A 17,236-nucleotide genomic window follows, 5' to 3' on the forward strand; every position below is an offset into this window, starting at 1 on the left:
TCAACCGGTCTCTAGGCGTACGTGGCCGGAGCGTCAACGATCGCGGCGCTTTTTCCTTGCGGCCCTTGGCGTCCGTTCCTACCTTCGGAGCCCGTACAAGGAGCAAAGAATGCCATTGCCGACCCCGCATGAAGCCCTGATCTACCTGATGGTCATCACCTCGGCCTCCGACCGGGACATGACCGATGTCGAACTGGCGCGGATCGGCGACGTTGTCCGCTCATGGCCGGTGTTCGAGGACTTCAATCAGGACCGGCTGGTTTCCGTCGCGCAGGAATGCCAGAAAATGCTGCAAGAAAAGGACGGGCTGGAAGGCGTTCTCGCCAATGTTGCCGAAGCCTTGCCGGAGCGCTTGCGCGACACCGCCTATGCCGCCGCCTTCGAAGTGGCCGCCGTCGATCTCGAAATGCGCATGGAGGAGGTGCGTGTGCTGCAGCTCATCCGCCGCCAGCTCGATCTCGATACGCTGACCGTCGCGGCAATCGCCCGCGCCGCCAAGGCGCGGCTGCGCACGCTGACCTGAATCTCAACAGCCTGCTAGAAAAAACTGACCGGGAAGTAGCGCAGGTAGAACTCGGCAAAAGTGCCTTTCATCGAAATCTCCTGCAGCGCGTAATCGAGTGCCGCGGCCAGCGCCGGATTGTCCGCCCTTGTGGCGATGGCCATGCCCGTGCCCAGATATTCGGGCGCCAGATAGGGACCGCCGGCAAAGCGGCAGCAGCCGGCCGCATCCGAGCCGCCCAGCCAGAAGGCGAAGCGCATGCCGTCGCCGAAGGCCGCATCGATCTTGCCCGCCTTGAGATCGCTGTAGAGAGCTTCCGGTCCGTCGAAGGAAACGAGTTGGACCGTGTTGAAGTAGTCGCGCAGCATGCGCTCATGCGCCGAGCCAGCGATCACGCCGACGCGCTTGCCGTGCAATTTGTCGAAGACCGGTTCCGTCACGGCCTTGCTTTTCAGCATGATGAAGCGCGCCGGAAATTGCAGATAGGAGCGCGAGAAGGCATATGTCTGGCGCGATTGCGGCGTCGCCGCGATGCCGGCGATGATGGCTTCGCCTTCGCCTTTCTCGAGCGCCCCTTCAAGCTCGGCCCAGGGCAACGCCTGGATCTGGCATTTGTCGACGATGCCGAGTTCAGCGCAGATGGCACGCGCCAGGTCGATGTGGAACCCGGACAGCTTTCCAGAGCCATCGAGAAAATTGAACGGCGGAAAATCCGTGGTCGTCAGGAATCGCAGCCGTGGCAGTGCCGAAAGGTCCGGTTTGGGCAATCGTTCCTTGGCGTCCCACAACACCGGGACTTGGGGTTCCGCCGCACGTGCACCGAGGGCAAATGGCAGTGCCGCGATCAGCGTCGACGCTAGGACCAGGGACCTCCATTGGAACGCCACGATACAACTCCGCCGCACTCGTGCTCGCATCGGTTTTGGTACGAAAATGGTACAGGCACAATGGTTTTTGATTTCAACGCGGGTTTTTGATTTCAACGCGCCGATTTCAGGATATGCTTTAGCGCGTTTGCAAACAGCGGTGGCTGCTCTGGTGGGGGTACCAGGGTCGAGAACCACAACCGGAGACGGGCGCGTTGCAATCCGTGGTCGGTGGCAAAGTGCAGACAATGCATGGACCATCGATTCCAATGCATGAGGCAACATGGGGTTGATGTTGCGATGGGTCAATTCGATCGTACGCTGGAATATATAGACCAACTGCAGCACGCCGGAACGGCGGCGGCGGTTTGCGAGAAGCTATTGGGCATAACGTCGGATTTCGGTCTGACCGCGCTGATGGCTGGAACCGTTCCGCAGCCAGGCACGCCGGCCGGGCAGCAAAAGCAGCATGTGCTGCTTTGCGACTGGCCCGTCGAATGGCTGGAACGCTACGTGGCGCGCAACTATGTCGATCACGATCCGGTGGTCAGCCACATGAAGCAGCTGCAGGCACCGTTCCAGTGGCGCGAGGCCGCCCAGGACATTCGCTTCGACAAGAGCAGCGGCGAAGTGATGGGCGACGCCGGTGCTTTCAAGCTGCGCGACGGGCTGGCCTTCCCGCTGATCACGCTCGACGGCCAGATCGTCATGGTGTCGCTGGGTGGCGAGGCCGTGGAGCTGTCGGCGGAGGAGTTCGGCCTGGTGTCGCTGGTCTCGACCTATGCCGTTGGCCGCGCCATGCAAATCCACACCATGGCGGCCAAGACCATCGACCATATCGAACTGACGCCGCGCGAACGCGAGTGCCTGCAATGGGCCGCCGTCGGCAAGTCCGAATGGGAGATTTCGCAGATCCTCGGCATCTCCGAACACACGTCGGAGAAACATCTTCTTAACGCCAAAAGCAAACTCGGTGCCGTCAACAGAGTTCAGGCTGTCGCAGAAGCGATAAGACGCGGCTACATTAGCTAGGTCGGCCGTGCCGACCTAGAACACCCGCCTGCGTGATCACGCTCCCGCCTACGTGATCACGCAATTTTCTCATCAAAGCACGGCCGTATCATCCTCTGAACACAGGAGACGGCAGAATGCTTTTTTGTCTTACAACCCAGGAATTGATGGAACGTCCCGATCTTTGGGAGGCAGTCCACCGGCTGCGCTATCAGATCTTTGTCGAGGAGATGGGATGGGAGGATCTGCGCCGCCCGGACGGATTCGAGGTCGACCAGTTCGACCATGACGAGGCGGTGCATCAGATCGTCGTTCGAGGCAACGAAGTCGCGGGCTATCAAAGGATGTTGCCGACCACGCGGCCACATCTGCTGACCGAGGTTTTGACCGACCTTTCCGAAGGAACGCCGCCATCGGGTCCAAACATCTGGGAATTGACCCGCTATGCGGTGGCTCCCGGTTTTCGCGATGGCCGTCGCGGCGTCTCGACCGTCGGCACCGAACTGATCGCCGGCTTCGTCGAGTGGGGGCTGAAGCGCGGCGTCGACAAGGTGATCATCGAGTTCGAGCCGATGTGGGTGTTGCGCGCCTTGCAACTGCATTTCCTGGCGACGCCGCTGGGCTATCAGCGCACCTATGGCAATCAGCAGGTCGTGGCGACGCTGCTCTCCTTCAACGAGCACACCCTGGATGTGGTGCGTTCGCGCCGCAATCACCATGCCGCTGTTCTGGCAAGGGGATATCCCGACATGTTCGGCCAAAGGAGGGCGTCATGAGATCGGAGATAGCCATGAGCGCGCACCCGCAGCCTGAACTGCGCAACCACACGCTGATCGTCACCGTGTCGTCGAATGATGGCCGGCCGGTGCTCGACAGAAGGGCTTATGAAAGCCTTGCAAGGACCTTCCACGAAGCCGCCGACAATGACGAGGTGCGTGTCGTCGTGCTGCGTGGCCTGGCAGGTTGCTTCTGCCTTGGCGGCGACTTTTCCGAATTCCTCGACGCCACCAAGCATCAGAAGCTGATCGCCGCCGTTACCGACATGTTCCGCACGCTGGCGACGTTCCCCAAGCCCATTCTGGCCTGCGTCGACGGCGATGCCGTCGGCGTCGGCTGCACCATCCTGTTCCACTGCGACATGGTGATCGCCTCCAATGAAAGCACGTTCCGGGTGCCGTTCGTCGATTTCGGCCTTGTGCCAGACGCGGCGACCAGCATCCTGGCGCCACAGAAGCTCGGCTATGCCGGCGCCTTCCGCTTCTTCTGCCTCGGCGACACGCTCCGCGCCGAGGATGCCAGGGCGCTCGGCCTCGTGGGTGAGATCGTGCCCGACGGCGTGGAGGAGGCGACGCTCGGCCGGGCCAGGCAGCTCGCCAAGAAGCCGGTTGCTGCCTTGCTGCAGACCCGTGGCCTGCTCAAGGGAAACACCGGCGCGCTGTGCGACCGCATCGATCAGGAGATATCGCTGTTCCAGCAGGCGCTGCAGGACGACACCACGCTGCGGCGCCTGCAGCGCATTGCCAGGCTGGCCGCCTGAGCAGTTCCGGGAAAAGTGTAAAATGGTTTTCCCACAGGAATTGCGCCACAGTGAACGGTGAACCGCTCTGGCGATCGCGAAGGATGCTGTGCCGCTTGGACGCCACGCGGCACAGCAGGCGTCAGCCTTCCTTGCCGAGGAATGACGGCCCTTCGCCGATGATCTTCTTGTCTTCCTTGCCGACGACATCGAGGTCACGGCCCTCATAGGGCAGCGACAACAGGATGCGCCGCATCACCGCCAGCCGGGCGCGGCGCTTGTCATTGGCCCGCACGATGATCCATGGCGCGAACTCCTTGTGGGTGCGCTCGAACATGGTGTCGCGCGCCCTGGTGTAATCATCCCACTTGGTGATGCCGGCGATGTCGATTGGCGAGAATTTCCAGCTCTTCAGCGGGCTGTAGCGGCGATCGTGGAAGCGCTCGAGCTGCGTCTCCTGGCCGATGTTCAGCCAGAATTTGAAGAAGTGGATGTCGTCTTTGACGATCATCCGTTCAAAGTGCGGCGTCTCGTCGAGAAACTTCTCATGCTGTTCGGGCGTGCAAAAACCCATCACCGGCTCGACGCCGGCGCGATTGTACCAGGAGCGGTCGAAGGTGACGAACTCGCCCGATGTCGGGAACTGGTCGACATAGCGCTGATAATACCATTGCCCCAGCTCGGTTGGGGTCGGCTTGGTCAGCGCCACGTTGCGGGCCGTGCGCGGATTGAGATACTGGCGCAGCACGAAGATCGTGCCGCCCTTGCCGGCGGCATCGCGGCCCTCGAACAGCGCCATCACCCGTTTGCCGGTCGCCTGCAGCCATGCCTGCGCCTTGACCAGCTCTATCTGCAATTTCTCGAGCGTCCCGTCATACTCGTCGCTTTTCATCTTCTTGTCGTAGGGATACCTGCCCGCGGTCAGCTTGTTGTCCTCGACCCAGTCCGGAAGCTGGGGATTCTCAATGTCGAACTCCCGCTCCTTGCTTCCGATCCTGATCTTCAGCGGACCCGAAGTCGGTGCGGTGGAATTTTCCTCGGCGTTTTTCATCAAGACGAACCCTTTTAAGCATTCGGACTCATGCTATTGAGAGCCACGATAGCGCCGCGCATCCGTTTGGACGTGCAAAGGACGCTGTAGCACTTTTTGATTTTGCGCATGATCCTTTGCGGAAATCGATTGCCGATTTTCGGGCGACCGGTGGACGGTATGGGGCGCGGGCACGCGAGCGGATGACGGATCTGGACGCAGAGCAGAAAGGCATGGCGCAAACCTTAGCCGCCCGGCTGTGGAACAGCCGCTGGCTGCTTGCGGCGGGTGTAATAGCAGTCCTGATTGCCTTTGCCTTCGCAGGTATTTCCGCCTACGTGCTGGTGCCGGCGCTGCTCCTGTTGCTCGCAGCTGCGATGCTGCCGGCTGCCGGCATGCGCCAATCCGCCGAGGGTGCTGCGGCGATCGAGGCGATCGGCCTGCAGCGCCTGTCGGGCGAATATCTGGCGGCGGCCGTCGCCGACCCGCTCATCATCTTCGACCATGCTGCCACCATCGTTCACGCCAACGCTGCCGCTTTTGCCGCCTTTGGCGGGATCGCACCGGGCATGTCGCTGCCGCTGAAATTCCGGGCGCCGGAAATGCAGGCCCTGCTCGACAACGTGCTCTCGGGCACCGTCGCTTCGGATGTCGTCGACTATACCGAAAAGCTGCCGGTCGAACGGGCCTACCGGGTCAGCGCATCCTCGGTCGGGCACGGCACCGATCTCTACGTGCTGGTGTTCAAGGATCAGAGCGAAGCCCGGCGCATCGATCGCATGCGCGCCGACTTCATCGCCAATGCCAGCCATGAATTGCGCACGCCGCTCGCCTCGATCGCCGGTTTCATCGAAACGCTGCGCGGACCGGCCCGCAACGATCCGGCCGCGCGCGAGCAATTCCTGCAGATCATGCAGAACCAGACCGGCCGCATGGCGCGCCTGATCGACGATCTGCTGTCGCTGTCTCGGCTCGAGATGAAGCCCTACCTGAAGCCTGGAACCGAAGTCGATCTGCGCCAGACCGTCGACAGCGTCATCGATTCACTGGCCCCGCTTGCCCGCGAAAACAGCGTCGTCATCGAGCGCGATTTCGCCTTTGGGCCCCTCAACGTGCCGGGCGATCGCGACGAGCTGTTCCAGGTTTTCGAGAACCTCCTGGAAAACGCCTGCAAATATGGCCAGTCGGGCGGCCGCGTCGTGGTGTCGATCGCGCGCGGCGATGACGGTTCCGAACCCGGCATCGACGTGACGATCAGGGATTTTGGCCCCGGCATTCCCGAGGAGCACATTCCGCGCATCACCGAGCGCTTCTACCGCATCGACGTCGAGACCAGCCGGACCCAGAAAGGCACGGGCCTCGGCCTGTCGATCGTCAAGCACATCCTGACGCGTCACAATGCCAGGCTGACGATCAAGTCCGAGCTTGGGCAGGGCGCCGCTTTCTCGGTTCATTTGCCGGCGGCCTGAACCGCCCTAGTTCCAGATGGGCATTTCTTTTTTCTGTCATCCCGTTAGCGTATCAGCGGGGATTCGAGGAACGACTCAAAGATCAAGAAATCCCGTGGGAAGGCATTTCATCCATGCAGTCCGTTCACATTGTCAGCGCCTATGACGAGGAGCTGAAATATCTGTCGAAGCGCATAGCGGCGATGGGCGGCCATGCCGAGCGCATGGTCGAGCAGGCGGTCACCGCTCTCGTCAACGCCGATCCGGGATTGGCTGAGAAGGTCATTCGCGACGACGCCGTGCTGGATGAAGGGCAGCGCGAGATCGATGACAAGGCGATCATCATCATCGCCAAGCGCCAGCCGATGGCGACGGATCTGCGCGAAATCATTGGCGCCATCCGCATTTCCGCCGACCTCGAACGGGTCGGCGACCTCGGCAAGAACGTCGCCAAGCGGGTGGCTGCCGTCACAGACGGCCGCCAGCCGACCAGCCTGTTCCGTGGCCTGGAAGCCCTGGCTAACCTCGCGCTCACCCAGCTCAAGGAAGTGCTCGACGTCTATGCGTCGCGCACGGTCGACAAGATCAGCTTCGTGCGCGACCGCGACGACCAGATCGATGCCATGTATACGTCGCTGTTTCGCGAATTGCTGACCTACATGATGGAAGATCCGCGCAACATCACGCCGTGCACGCATCTTCTATTCTGCGCCAAGAACATCGAGCGCATCGGTGATCACGCCACCAACATCGCCGAGACCATCTACTACATCGTCACCGGCGACCAGATGCCGGCCGATCGGCCCAAGGGCGACAAGACGGACAAGATCAGCCTGTCAGCTGATCTGACGGCGAAATGAACGCTCTTCCTCTCGAACGCTAGATCATATTGCGCTAAACTATCGCAGCGTTAAGCTTCTCAGGCCTAATGAAGGTCTGCTTTCCGGAGGCTGCGATGGAATATGTCCGAGAGTTCAAGCCCGCGGCGCCGGCATCGAGCATCATCGCTTCGAGCGTCTACACCGCCGGGCGACGTATCGCCGACATTCCGATCGAGGAAGCCGGCGAATGGGCCAAGAAATCAGGGCACGTCGTCTGGATCGGGCTGCTCGAACCTGACCGCGATCTCCTGTCGCGCGTCCAGGCGCAATTCCACCTGCATGAGCTGGCGATCGAGGATGCCGAGCATCCGCATCAGCGGCCGAAGATCGAGCAGTATGGCGACGCGCTGTTCATCGTCGCCCGCACCGCGCAACTGATCGAGGGCCGCGTGACTTTCGGCGAAACGCATCTGTTCGTCGGCTCGGGTTACATCGTCAGCGTCAGGCATGGCCCGTCGACGTCCTATGCCGCCGTGCGCCAGCATTGGGAAAGCTGCCCGCATTCGCTGGCCAAGGGCGAGGATTTCGTCCTCTATGCCATTCTCGACTTCATCGTCGACAATTACATGCCCGTGCTCGAGCAAATCGAGGACGAAGTCGAAGCGATCGAGGATAAGGTCCTTTTGAAGCCGATGACCGGTCCCGATATCGAGCGGCTCTACATGCTGCGCCGCGATCTCCTGCGTCTGCGCAACGCGGCACTGCCGCTGGTGGAGGTCTGCCGCCGGCTGACCAGTGCCGAGCTGCCGCAGATCCATTCGGCCATGCATCCGCTGTTCCGCGACGTGACGGATCATATCCGCACCGTCCAGGAAAAGATCGACAGTTTGCGAGAGGTGCTGGCATTCGCCTTCGAGGCCAGCCTTCTGGTCGGCCAAAGCCAGGAAACGGCGATCTCCAAGAAACTCGCCTCATGGGCGGCCATCCTGGCGGTGCCGACCGCCTTCGCCGGCATTTACGGCATGAACTTCACCGATATGCCGGAACTGAAGATGGAATATGGCTACCCGATGGTGCTGACCATCATCGCGCTGATCTGCGCGTTTCTGTACTGGCGGTTTCGCAAGAATGGGTGGCTGTGAAAGAGCGAATAGCGAATAGGGAGTAGCGAATAGGGAAAACAGACTTGCCTCCCTCGCTGAGGCTTAATTTGTTTCTATTCGCTATTCGCTATTCGCTATTCGCTATTCGCTATTCGCTATTCGCTATTCGCTCAGCGATTGCGGCGCCGCTCCGCCGCCGGCTGGAACGCCACGCGGGCGTGGTACTTGCAGTAGGGGCCGGTTTCGGCGGCTTCGTTGCCGCAGAAGTTGAAATCTTCCGAAAGCGGATCGCCGTTCGGCCATTTGCAGGTGCGCTCGGTCAGCTCGACGAGCTGCAGATGCCGTGAGATCGGCACCACCACATTCTCAACCGGGCGGATATAGTGCCGCGCCACCGGTTCGGCATCAAACTGGGTCTGCAGGGCCGTCGCGCCGATCGACGTCGTGACGTGGCGTGCTGTGCTTGCGGCGCGCGCCACCGATTTCTGGACGGTCGACCCCTGCGCCGTCTTCTTCTGGCGAGCTGGCGTCGCCGTGGCGCGACCACGGCCCGACAGCTTCAGGCGATGCACCTTGCCGATGACGGCATTGCGGCTGACCCCTCCAAGCTGGGCAGCAATCTGGCTTGCGCTCAGACCCTCCGACCACAGTTTTCTAAGAAGTTCGACCCGCTCGTCAGTCCAGTTCATGAGACCGCGCTCCTGCTAAGCGTGCGGCATTCAGAATCCTTTCCCGACCCAGCACCACTGCTGGGGCAGACACCACATATATCTGGTGATTAGGTCCGCCGCACGAAATCTAGTTATTTCTCGACTACAATTACCTTATGCGCTGACTCGGTGACAAGAGTCCCAAGTGCAACACGAATCGGTTTTTTCGGTTTTCCCCAACTTGCCCGGTCGCTTTATGAGCCGGCGTCTCGTCAGGGGGCTTGCCGCATGCCACTACGCGACGTTTTCGTTGACTTCATGGCCGAAAAACACGATAAGCCGCACAAGGCCGCCGCTTTGGCGGCTTTTTTGATTTTCCGGTACCGGAGACGCATATAATGAGCGGTTCGGCGCTTTACGAGACCTTTGCTCGCGCACCCCTGGCCTTCGACCACGGGGAAGGCACTTGGCTGGTTACCGACAAGGGCGAGCGATATCTCGATTTCGCCGGCGGCATCGCGGTCAATTCGCTTGGCCACAGCCATCCGCATCTGGTCGCGGCCCTTACCGAGCAGGCGGCAAAACTCTGGCACGTCTCCAATCTCTACGAAATTCCAGGACAGAGCAGGCTCGGCGAGCGGCTGGCCGATGCCACCTTCGCCGATAAGGTGTTCTTCACCAATTCCGGCGCCGAGGCGCTGGAATGCGCCATCAAGACGGCGCGGCGCTACCACTTCGTCAAGGGGCATCCCGAGCGTTTCCGTGTCATCACCTTCGAAGGCGCCTTCCATGGCCGCACGCTGGCGACCATCGCGGCTGGCGGGCAGTACAAATACCTCGAAGGCTTCGGGCCCAAGGTGGAAGGCTTCGACCAGGTCGGCTTCGACGACATCGATGCCGCCGAGAAGGCGATCACGCCGGAAACCGCCGCGATCCTGATCGAACCCGTCCAGGGCGAGGGCGGCATCCGCCCGGTGCCGACACAGTCGCTGAAGCGGCTGCGCCAGCTTTGCGACCAGCACGGCCTGTTGTTGATCTATGACGAGGTCCAGTGCGGCATTGGCCGTACCGGAAAACTGTTCGCGCATGAATGGTCCGGTGTCACGCCGGACATCATGGCGATCGCCAAGGGCATTGGCGGAGGCTTTCCGATGGGCGCCTGCCTTGCCACCGATGAAGCGGCCGTCGGCATGACGGCAGGTGTGCATGGCACCACGTTCGGCGGCAACCCGCTGGCCATGGCGGTCGGCAATGCCGTGCTCGATGTGGTGCTGGAAGACTTCTTCCTCGAGGATGTCCAGCGCAAGGCGCTGCTGATGAAGCAGGGTCTGGCGGCGGTCGCCGACGAGTTTCCCGATGTTATCGAAGGCATTAGGGGTACGGGCCTGATGCTTGGCCTCAAATGCGCCATGCCCAACACCAAGGTGAACATGGCGCTGCGCGACCAGCATTTGCTGACGGTTCCGGCCGGTGACAACGTCATTCGCCTGTTGCCGCCGCTCACCGTCACCGACGCCGAGATCCACGAAGCGCTCAACCGCATCCGCGCTGGTGCCAAAGGCCTGGCGGATGCCATCGCCGTGGCCGCCGCGAAGTAATTCCGGAATATTGCCGATGTCAGTTCGCCATTTCACCGATCTTTCCACCGTTTCCGCGGGCGATCTGCGCTTCATGCTGGACGACGCGGTGGTGCGAAAGGCGCGCCTCAAGGCCGGCGAGCGGACCAAGCCGCTCGAAGGCAAGGTGCTGGCGATGATCTTCGACAAGCCGTCGACGCGCACGCGCGTCTCTTTCGACGTCGGCATGCGCCAGCTTGGCGGCGAGACCATCATGCTGACCGGCACCGAGATGCAGCTCGGCCGCTCCGAAACCATCGCCGACACCGCCAAGGTGCTGTCGCGCTATGTCGACGCGATCATGATCCGCACCACCTCGCATGAGCGGCTGCTGGAACTGACCGAGAACGCCACCGTGCCGGTGATCAACGGATTGACGGACGACACCCATCCTTGCCAGCTGATGGCCGATATCATGACCTTCGAGGAGCATCGCGGTCCGGTGGCCGGCAAGACCATCGCCTGGACCGGCGACGGCAACAATGTGCTGCACTCGCTGCTGGAAGCCTCGGCGCGGTTCCGCTTCAACCTCAACGTCGCCGTGCCCGAAGGCAGCGAGCCGGCGCAGAAGCATGTCGACTGGTCCAAGGCGCACGGCGGCAAGCTGCATTTCACCCGCTCGCCCGAGGAAGCCGTCGACCAGGCCGATTGCGTCGTCACCGACTGCTGGGTATCGATGGGCCAGGAGCATCGCGCGCGCGGCCACAATGTCTTCTCGCCCTATCAGGTCAACGCCACGCTGATGGCGAGGGCGAAGCCGGACGCCTTGTTCATGCATTGCCTGCCGGCGCATCGCGGCGAGGAGGTGACCGACGAGGTCATCGACGGCCCGCATTCGGTCGTCTTCGACGAGGCCGAGAACCGGCTCCATGCCCAGAAGGCGGTGCTTGCCTGGTGCCTGGGCGCTTGATCTGCGGCAGCGCGATGCCTATCTGCGCCGCATCACGCAAATCAAGCGCGTTTGGACGCATGCTCCCGAGAGGACGGCATGGCCGCGCCCCGGAGCTTTGTCATGTTGGAAATGCATCAAGTGACTGAACATCACCCGAAACTCGGCGAGTTCGGCTACGCCGGCGACGACCATGTCGTGCCCTTCGAGGTCGGCCCGCTCGACGTGCGCGGCCGCACGGTCCAGCTCGGGCCGATGCTCGACGCCATCCTCGGCCGCCACGACTATCCCGAGCCGGTCGCCCGCCTGCTGGCGGAAGCTTGTGTGCTGACGGTGCTGCTCGGCACCTCGCTCAAGTTCGAGGGCAAGTTTATCCTGCAGACCCGCACCGACGGGCCGGTCGACATGCTGGTAGCGGATTTCTCCACGCCCTCGGCACTGCGTGCCTATGCGCGCTTCGATGCGGATCGGCTCGAGGCTTTGGTCGCGGCCGGCGAAACGTCGCAGCAAACGCTGCTCGGCGGCGGCGTTCTGGCGCTGACCATCGACCAGGGCGCCCACACGCAGCGCTATCAAGGCATCGTCCAGCTCGATGGCGAAACGCTGGAAGACGCCGCGCGCACCTATTTCCGCCAGTCGGAACAAATCCCGACGGATATCAGGCTCTCGGTCGCCAAGCTATTGACGCCGGGCCCCGGCGGCGCGCGCGAGCAGTGGCGTGCCGGCGGCATCCTGGCGCAGTTCCTGCCGCAGTCGCCCGAGCGCATGCGCATTCCGGACCTGCATGGCGGCGATGGCGATCCACGCGAGGAGGTCCATGATCCTGCCGACAATTCCTGGCAGGAATTGCTGGCGCTGCTTGGCACGATCGAGCCGACCGAGCTGATCGATCCGACGATCGGCGCCGAGCGGCTGCTCTATCGGCTGTTCCACGAGCATGGCGTGCGGGTCTTCGGCGGCGTCCCCGTCGCCGACCAGTGCTCATGCTCGCGCGACAAGATCCGCGGCATCCTCGAGGGCTTCTCCGCGCAGGAGATCAAGGAAAGCACCGAGGATGGCGGCATCCACGTCGCCTGCGAATTCTGCTCGAAGCAGTATGACTTCGATCCCACAGAATTTGCGGCGCAGTAAAGTTCCTGCCTTCTCCCCGTTTACGGGGAGAAGGTGCCCGAAGGGCGGATGAGGGGCGGCGCGACTTTTCGATAAATGGCCGCACCTGACTACTCAGACGTTGTCGCGAATGGGAGATAATTTCCTGGGCTCGGCGCCGCCCCTTGCACTGCCGGGCATTTCTCCCCGTAGAACGGGGAGAAAGACGCTAATTCACCGTCCGCCTTGTCCCCGGCAGATCGAGCGAGAAGGCGGGGATGGCGATGTCGAAGGTCTCGCCCCGCTTGTTGCGCATCGTGTAGTGCCCGACCATGATCCCCGAAGGCGTCGAAAGCGGGCAGCCTGACGTGTATTGATAGCTGTCGCCGGGGTTGAGTTCGGGTTGGTCGCCGACGACGCCCGGGCCGCGCACTTCCTCGACCCGGCCAGTGCCGTCGGTGATGTGCCAATAGCGCGACAGAAGCTGCACGAATTCGTCCGACTGGTTGTCGATCGTTATCTGATAGCCCCAGACATAGCGGTTCTCTGAGGGATCCGAGCGGTCCTCCAGATAGAATGGCCTGACCTGCACTTCGATGTTGCGCGTAACGGCGCTGTACATAAGCGGCTCCAAAACAATCTCGAGCATGATCCCGAAAAGTGGGAACTGGTTTTCTCGGACAAACGGGGTTTGTCCAGAGATCATGGTCAAACAAACAGAATTTTCGGCGCTCCCGGCGGAGAGGTCAACATGCGCGTCTTGTCGCGCCTGGCCTTGAAAGGCAGGTGGCGGCAAAGAATGTCATTTAAGTGACACATGACAATGGTGGTGTGCACGAAGCGGGCGACTCGGCGCTCTGTCGAACTGTTGAAAACGGCCACGATTGCGGGCCGCCTTTTCTGGAGTGACCAGATTTCGATGGAACTCACTCTTATCGCCGCCTCGCTTTCGACTGGGCTCATCCTCTCAAACGCCGCCAGCATTTTGCTTGCCGCTTCACAGCTGAGACGGCGAACCGCAATCGCGCCGCCAACCGGCAAATCGCAGCCGGTGTCGATCGTCATACCATCGCGTGGTGTCGAGCCGTTCACGCACGAGACACTGGAACGCGCCTTCTTGCTCGACTGGCCGCGCTACGAATTGATCTTCTGCGTCGCCCATGCCGACGATCCGGTGGTTCGTCTGATCAGACAAGCCATCTCCCGTTTCCCAAAAGTGCCGGCCCGGCTGTTGATCGGTGACGATCGTGTCAGCGCCAATCCCAAGCTCAACAATTGCGTCAAGGGCTGGGAAGCCGCGCGGCACAATTGGGTCGTCCTGGCAGACTCCAACGTGCTGATGCCCAGGGATTACATTCAGCATTTGATGGCGGCTTGGCGGACGCATACCGGCCTCGTCTGCTCGGCACCGATCGGTTCGCGGCCGGAGGGCTTCTGGGCAGAGGTCGAATGCGCCTTCCTCAACACGCTGCAGGCCCGCTGGCAGTATGCCGGCGAGGCGCTCGGCCTTGGCTTCGCGCAAGGCAAGAGCATGCTGTGGAACAAACCGATGCTGGATGCCAATGGCGGCATCCGCGCGCTGGCCGCCGAAATCGCCGAGGACGCTGCCGCGACCAAGCTGGTGAACGGCCTCGGCCTGCGCGTCAATCTCGTCGCCGCGCCCTTCGAACAGCCGCTCGGCCGGCGCACGCTTGGCGAGATCTGGTCGCGCCAGGCGCGCTGGGCGCGCCTGCGCCGCGTCACCTTCCCGCTGTTCTTCGCGCCTGAAATCCTGACTGGCGCGGTAGTGCCGCTGGTGCTTGCGCTGGCTGCGGCGGCAAGCGCCGGCGTCAGCCTGCCGCTGACGGGGTTTGCCGTACTGGCGGCCTTCTACCTTCCGGAATGCGCCCTGGCCTGGTCCCAGGGCTGGTACGTGTCGTGGCGCATGGTCGCGGCCATAATGGCGCGCGACCTGATCCTGCCGGCGATGTGGGCACGCGGCTGGCTCGGTGGCGCCGTCAACTGGCGCGGCAACGCGATGACCATCGGCACCAAGGCGGCCGACTTGGAAGAGACACCCTCGCGCGCCTGGTAGCCCCGCGGACGACGCTGCCTGGATGCTCCTATTTGGCGGCCTTCAATGCCTGCGCAATATCTTCCAGAAGGTCGTCTGCGTCCTCCAGGCCAACCGACAGCCTCAGCGTACCCGGCCCGATGCCGAGTTCGGCGCGCGCCTCGTCGCTCAAATTCTTATGCGTCGTCGTCGCCGGATGCGTGATCAGGCTCTTGGCGTCGCCGAGATTGTTCGAGATCAACACGATGTCGAGCGCGTTCTGCAAGGCGAAGGCCGCCTGCTTGCCGCCCTTGACGTCGAGGCAGATCAGCGTCGAGCCGCCGGACATCTGCTTCCTGACGATATCAGCCTGCGGGTGGTCGGCGCGGCCGGGATAGATGACGCGGGCGATCTGCGGCTGCTCGGCCAGGAAATCGGCGATCTTGCCAGCACTTTCCGTCTGCTGGCGCACGCGCAGCGGCAGCGTCTCCAGGCCCTTCAGCAGCGTCCAGGCATTGAACGGCGACAGGCTGGGGCCGGTGTGGCGGAAATAGTCGTGCAGGTTCTCGTCGATCCACTTCTTGTCGGACAGGATGACACCGCCGAGACAGCGCCCCTGGCCATCGATGTGTTTGGTCGCCGAATAGACGACGATATGGGCACCGAGCTGCAACGGCTTCTGTTGCAAAGGCGTGGCAAAGACATTGTCGACGACAAGCCGCGCGCCGATCGAATTGGCGAGCAATGCGACGGCGGTGATGTCGACCACTTCCAGCGTCGGATTGGTCGGGCTTTCCAGGAAGAACAGCTTGGTGTTGGGCCTGACCGCCTTTTCCCAATTGGCGATGTCGGTGCCGTCGACCAGGGTCGCCTCGATGCCGTAGCGCGGCGCCAGCGTCTCGACCACCCAGCGGCAGGAGCCGAACAGTGCGCGTGCCGCCACGATATGATCGCCGGCCTTGACGCTGCACAGCAATGCCGCGGTCACCGCCGCCATGCCTGACGCCGTTGCGCGGGCGTCCTCGGCGCCTTCCAGCGCGCACATGCGCTTTTCGAACATGTCGACGGTGGGGTTGGCGTACCGCGAATAGATGAAGCCGGGTTCCTCGCCCTTGAAACGGGCCTCGGCAGCCTGCGCCGTTTGATAGACATAACCCTGGGTCAGGTACATCGCCTCGGAGGTCTCACCGAAGCCGGAACGCAGGGTCCCGCCATGCACGAGTGCCGTTTGAGGCTTCCAGTTGCGCTTGTTGCTGCTCATCGCTCTTGTTCCAGACACAAAAAAACCGGCCGCGAAAGTCGCAACCGGTCCATACGGCCTTGCGGCCCGACGGTCCTTTAGCGACTTGTTTAACGTGGCTGCAAGCCGACCGGCCAAATCACCACGGGATAACGACCCTTTAGACCCGCGCCATGCTTGCGTCAATTGCCGGCTTCATTAAGAGGTTTGTACCAAGCAGGTTCCGCAAAAATGTTCCACGCTTTTGCGGCGAGAACCTGCGATATTAGTATAGCCCGGCCCAGGAGCGGAGCTTTGCGGCAGACAGGCATCCTTCCCGATCAGGACATCTCGGCGCTGTTCCAGTCTGGCGCGCTGAAGTCGCCGCGCGCGCTCGATGCCGACCAGATCCAGCCGGCCAGCCTCGATCTGAGGCTCGGCGAGAAAGCCTGGCGGGTACGTGCCTCCTTTCTGCCTGGCCCCAACCACAAAGTGTCGGAAAAGCTCGACCGGCTAAAGCTGCACGAGATCAATCTGGCCGACGGGGCGGTGCTGGAAACCGGCTGCGTCTACATCGTGCCGCTGCTCGAAAGCCTGGCCCTGCCGTCCAATATTTCCGCCTCGGCCAACCCGAAGAGCTCGACCGGCCGGCTGGACATCTTCACCCGCGTCATGACCGACCGCGGCCACGAGTTCGACAAGATCGCCGCCGGCTATCAAGGGCCGCTCTATCTGGAAGTCAGCCCGCGTACCTTCCCGATCGTCGCGCGCACCGGCTCGCGCCTGTCGCAGATACGTTTCCGCACCGGCAATGCGCTGCTCTCGGAAGCCGCATTGCACGAATTGCACCGTGCCGAGACGCTGGTCGCCACCGAACCGCCCAATATTTCCGGTGGCGGCATCGCGCTGTCGATCGATCTCAATGGCGACAAGGACGGGCTGGTTGGCTATCGCGGCAAGCATCACACCGGCCTCGTCGATGTCGACAAGCGTGCCGCGCAGGATGTCGTCGACTTCTGGGAGCCGATCCACAAGAGCGGCGCCGGCGAACTGGTGCTCGATCCCGACGAATTCTACATCCTCGTCAGCCAGGAGGCGGTGCATGTGCCGCCGCTCTATGCCGCCGAAATGACGCCGTTCGATCCGCTGGTCGGCGAATTCCGCGTCCATTATGCCGGCTTCTTCGATCCCGGCTTCGGCCATTCGGCGGCCGGCGGCACCGGCAGCCGGGCCGTGCTCGAAGTGCGCAGCCACGAAGTGCCGTTCATCCTCGACCATGGCCAGATCGTCGGCCGGCTGGTCTACGAGCACATGCTGAAGCGTCCGCAGGCGCTCTACGGCACCGATCTCGGCTCCAACTACCAGGCCCAAGGCCTGAAGCTGTCGAAGCATTTCCGCGCCGCGCGCTGAAGCCGAAGCTGCTGATTTCCCCCACAAGGGGGAG

General features: G+C 62.3%; 18 protein-coding genes and 1 riboswitch. Of the genes, 12 read left to right on the forward strand and 6 right to left on the reverse strand.

Annotation, left to right across the window (positions count from 1 at the left end):
• Positions 1 to 109: 109 nt before the first annotated feature.
• On the forward strand, positions 110 to 523 hold the full coding sequence (locus JT360_RS10745; protein ID WP_214471551.1) for a tellurite resistance TerB family protein: 414 nt from the start codon (positions 110 to 112) through the stop codon (positions 521 to 523).
• A 14-nt stretch (positions 524 to 537) separates the two neighbouring features.
• Here the strand turns inward: JT360_RS10745 and JT360_RS10750 are convergent, their stop codons facing one another.
• On the reverse strand, positions 538 to 1,389 hold the full coding sequence (locus JT360_RS10750) for an ABC transporter substrate-binding protein (RefSeq protein ID WP_214471552.1): 852 nt from the start codon (positions 1,387 to 1,389) through the stop codon (positions 538 to 540).
• A gap of 279 nt (positions 1,390 to 1,668) precedes the next feature.
• On the opposite strand from JT360_RS10750, the gene JT360_RS10755 reads away from it, so the two are divergent.
• The 3 genes from JT360_RS10755 to JT360_RS10765 all read left to right on the forward strand — a co-directional run bounded on the left by JT360_RS10755 (position 1,669) and on the right by JT360_RS10765 (position 3,916).
• On the forward strand, positions 1,669 to 2,400 hold the full coding sequence (locus JT360_RS10755; protein WP_214471553.1) for a helix-turn-helix transcriptional regulator: 732 nt from the start codon (positions 1,669 to 1,671) through the stop codon (positions 2,398 to 2,400).
• Between the two features lie 116 nt (positions 2,401 to 2,516).
• Entirely contained in the window at positions 2,517 to 3,155 is a 639-nt protein-coding gene (locus JT360_RS10760) for an acyl-homoserine-lactone synthase (RefSeq protein ID WP_214471554.1), read from the forward strand.
• On the forward strand, positions 3,152 to 3,916 hold the full coding sequence (locus JT360_RS10765; RefSeq protein WP_250888714.1) for an enoyl-CoA hydratase-related protein: 765 nt from the start codon (positions 3,152 to 3,154) through the stop codon (positions 3,914 to 3,916). Before JT360_RS10760 ends, JT360_RS10765 begins: the two co-directional genes overlap by 4 nt.
• Positions 3,917 to 4,037: 121 nt before the next feature.
• Here the strand turns inward: JT360_RS10765 and ppk2 are convergent, their stop codons facing one another.
• A complete protein-coding gene (gene ppk2 / locus JT360_RS10770) occupies positions 4,038 to 4,946 on the reverse strand; it encodes a polyphosphate kinase 2 (protein WP_214471555.1) in 909 nt (302 codons plus the stop codon).
• 182 nt (positions 4,947 to 5,128) lie between these two features.
• On the opposite strand from ppk2, the gene JT360_RS10775 reads away from it, so the two are divergent.
• From JT360_RS10775 to JT360_RS10785, 3 genes are all read left to right on the forward strand, one after another.
• On the forward strand, positions 5,129 to 6,394 hold the full coding sequence (locus JT360_RS10775; RefSeq protein WP_214471557.1) for an ATP-binding protein: 1,266 nt from the start codon (positions 5,129 to 5,131) through the stop codon (positions 6,392 to 6,394).
• Positions 6,395 to 6,507: 113 nt separating this feature from the next.
• Positions 6,508 to 7,233, forward strand: coding sequence for a phosphate signaling complex protein PhoU (phoU, locus tag JT360_RS10780; RefSeq protein ID WP_214471559.1), 726 nt, complete (start codon positions 6,508 to 6,510; stop codon positions 7,231 to 7,233).
• A 95-nt stretch (positions 7,234 to 7,328) separates the two neighbouring features.
• A complete protein-coding gene (locus JT360_RS10785) occupies positions 7,329 to 8,336 on the forward strand; it encodes a magnesium and cobalt transport protein CorA (RefSeq protein ID WP_214471561.1) in 1,008 nt (335 codons plus the stop codon).
• A gap of 131 nt (positions 8,337 to 8,467) precedes the next feature.
• Here the strand turns inward: JT360_RS10785 and JT360_RS10790 are convergent, their stop codons facing one another.
• Complete coding sequence (locus JT360_RS10790) at positions 8,468 to 8,986, reverse strand: GcrA family cell cycle regulator (RefSeq protein WP_115144759.1); 519 nt, start codon at positions 8,984 to 8,986, stop codon at positions 8,468 to 8,470.
• Between the two features lie 359 nt (positions 8,987 to 9,345).
• On the opposite strand from JT360_RS10790, the gene JT360_RS10795 reads away from it, so the two are divergent.
• The 3 genes from JT360_RS10795 to JT360_RS10805 all read left to right on the forward strand — a co-directional run bounded on the left by JT360_RS10795 (position 9,346) and on the right by JT360_RS10805 (position 12,583).
• Positions 9,346 to 10,545, forward strand: a complete 1,200-nt coding sequence (locus tag JT360_RS10795; protein ID WP_214471562.1) for an aspartate aminotransferase family protein — start codon at positions 9,346 to 9,348, stop codon at positions 10,543 to 10,545.
• 16 nt (positions 10,546 to 10,561) lie between these two features.
• The gene (argF, locus tag JT360_RS10800) at positions 10,562 to 11,473 is read left to right on the forward strand and encodes an ornithine carbamoyltransferase (protein ID WP_214471563.1); all 912 of its coding nucleotides are present in this window, start codon (positions 10,562 to 10,564) and stop codon (positions 11,471 to 11,473) included.
• Positions 11,474 to 11,551: 78 nt separating this feature from the next.
• On the forward strand, positions 11,552 to 12,583 hold the full coding sequence (locus JT360_RS10805; protein ID WP_214471564.1) for an Hsp33 family molecular chaperone: 1,032 nt from the start codon (positions 11,552 to 11,554) through the stop codon (positions 12,581 to 12,583).
• A 187-nt stretch (positions 12,584 to 12,770) separates the two neighbouring features.
• Here the strand turns inward: JT360_RS10805 and apaG are convergent, their stop codons facing one another.
• On the reverse strand, positions 12,771 to 13,163 hold the full coding sequence (apaG, locus tag JT360_RS10810) for a Co2+/Mg2+ efflux facilitator ApaG/CorD (RefSeq protein ID WP_214471565.1): 393 nt from the start codon (positions 13,161 to 13,163) through the stop codon (positions 12,771 to 12,773).
• Between the two features lie 86 nt (positions 13,164 to 13,249).
• Positions 13,250 to 13,606, reverse strand: coding sequence for a hypothetical protein (locus tag JT360_RS33530; protein ID WP_250888740.1), 357 nt, complete (start codon positions 13,604 to 13,606; stop codon positions 13,250 to 13,252).
• Here JT360_RS33530 and JT360_RS10815 point away from each other — a divergent pair.
• Complete coding sequence (locus JT360_RS10815; protein ID WP_250888735.1) at positions 13,527 to 14,615, forward strand: ceramide glucosyltransferase; 1,089 nt, start codon at positions 13,527 to 13,529, stop codon at positions 14,613 to 14,615. The two genes, JT360_RS33530 and JT360_RS10815, sit on opposite strands and share 80 nt — an antisense overlap.
• Before the next feature lie 28 nt (positions 14,616 to 14,643).
• On the opposite strand, the gene JT360_RS10820 is transcribed toward JT360_RS10815, so the two are convergent.
• On the reverse strand, positions 14,644 to 15,834 hold the full coding sequence (locus JT360_RS10820; protein WP_214471567.1) for an O-succinylhomoserine sulfhydrylase: 1,191 nt from the start codon (positions 15,832 to 15,834) through the stop codon (positions 14,644 to 14,646).
• Between the two features lie 57 nt (positions 15,835 to 15,891).
• Positions 15,892 to 15,969: riboswitch (SAM riboswitch) on the reverse strand.
• A gap of 138 nt (positions 15,970 to 16,107) precedes the next feature.
• On the opposite strand from JT360_RS10820, the gene JT360_RS10825 reads away from it, so the two are divergent.
• Positions 16,108 to 17,202 (forward strand): 2'-deoxycytidine 5'-triphosphate deaminase, encoded by a 1,095-nt coding sequence (locus tag JT360_RS10825; RefSeq protein WP_214471569.1) that lies wholly within the window; start codon positions 16,108 to 16,110, stop codon positions 17,200 to 17,202.
• Positions 17,203 to 17,236: the final 34 nt, after the last annotated feature.

It is taken from the genome of Mesorhizobium sp. dw_380 (assembly GCF_018588885.1).
In the GTDB taxonomy this organism is placed as follows: domain Bacteria; phylum Pseudomonadota; class Alphaproteobacteria; order Rhizobiales; family Rhizobiaceae; genus Mesorhizobium.

Excerpts from the sequence above, each read along its gene's own strand:
- JT360_RS10755 (WP_214471553.1), top strand. The coding sequence starts at position 1,669 with ATGGGTCAATTCGATCGTACGCTGGAATATATAGACCAACTGCAGCAC.
- argF (WP_214471563.1), top strand. The coding sequence starts at position 10,562 with ATGTCAGTTCGCCATTTCACCGATCTTTCCACCGTTTCCGCGGGCGAT.
- JT360_RS10805 (WP_214471564.1), top strand. The coding sequence starts at position 11,552 with ATGGCCGCGCCCCGGAGCTTTGTCATGTTGGAAATGCATCAAGTGACT.
- JT360_RS10765 (WP_250888714.1), top strand. The coding sequence starts at position 3,152 with ATGAGATCGGAGATAGCCATGAGCGCGCACCCGCAGCCTGAACTGCGC.
- JT360_RS10820 (WP_214471567.1), bottom strand. The coding sequence starts at position 15,834 with ATGAGCAGCAACAAGCGCAACTGGAAGCCTCAAACGGCACTCGTGCAT.
- JT360_RS33530 (WP_250888740.1), bottom strand. The coding sequence starts at position 13,606 with ATGACGATCGACACCGGCTGCGATTTGCCGGTTGGCGGCGCGATTGCG.
- JT360_RS10745 (WP_214471551.1), top strand. The coding sequence starts at position 110 with ATGCCATTGCCGACCCCGCATGAAGCCCTGATCTACCTGATGGTCATC.
- phoU (WP_214471559.1), top strand. The coding sequence starts at position 6,508 with ATGCAGTCCGTTCACATTGTCAGCGCCTATGACGAGGAGCTGAAATAT.
- JT360_RS10760 (WP_214471554.1), top strand. The coding sequence starts at position 2,517 with ATGCTTTTTTGTCTTACAACCCAGGAATTGATGGAACGTCCCGATCTT.
- JT360_RS10795 (WP_214471562.1), top strand. The coding sequence starts at position 9,346 with ATGAGCGGTTCGGCGCTTTACGAGACCTTTGCTCGCGCACCCCTGGCC.
- JT360_RS10790 (WP_115144759.1), bottom strand. The coding sequence starts at position 8,986 with ATGAACTGGACTGACGAGCGGGTCGAACTTCTTAGAAAACTGTGGTCG.
- ppk2 (WP_214471555.1), bottom strand. The coding sequence starts at position 4,946 with ATGAAAAACGCCGAGGAAAATTCCACCGCACCGACTTCGGGTCCGCTG.
- JT360_RS10785 (WP_214471561.1), top strand. The coding sequence starts at position 7,329 with ATGGAATATGTCCGAGAGTTCAAGCCCGCGGCGCCGGCATCGAGCATC.
- apaG (WP_214471565.1), bottom strand. The coding sequence starts at position 13,163 with ATGTACAGCGCCGTTACGCGCAACATCGAAGTGCAGGTCAGGCCATTC.
- JT360_RS10775 (WP_214471557.1), top strand. The coding sequence starts at position 5,129 with ATGACGGATCTGGACGCAGAGCAGAAAGGCATGGCGCAAACCTTAGCC.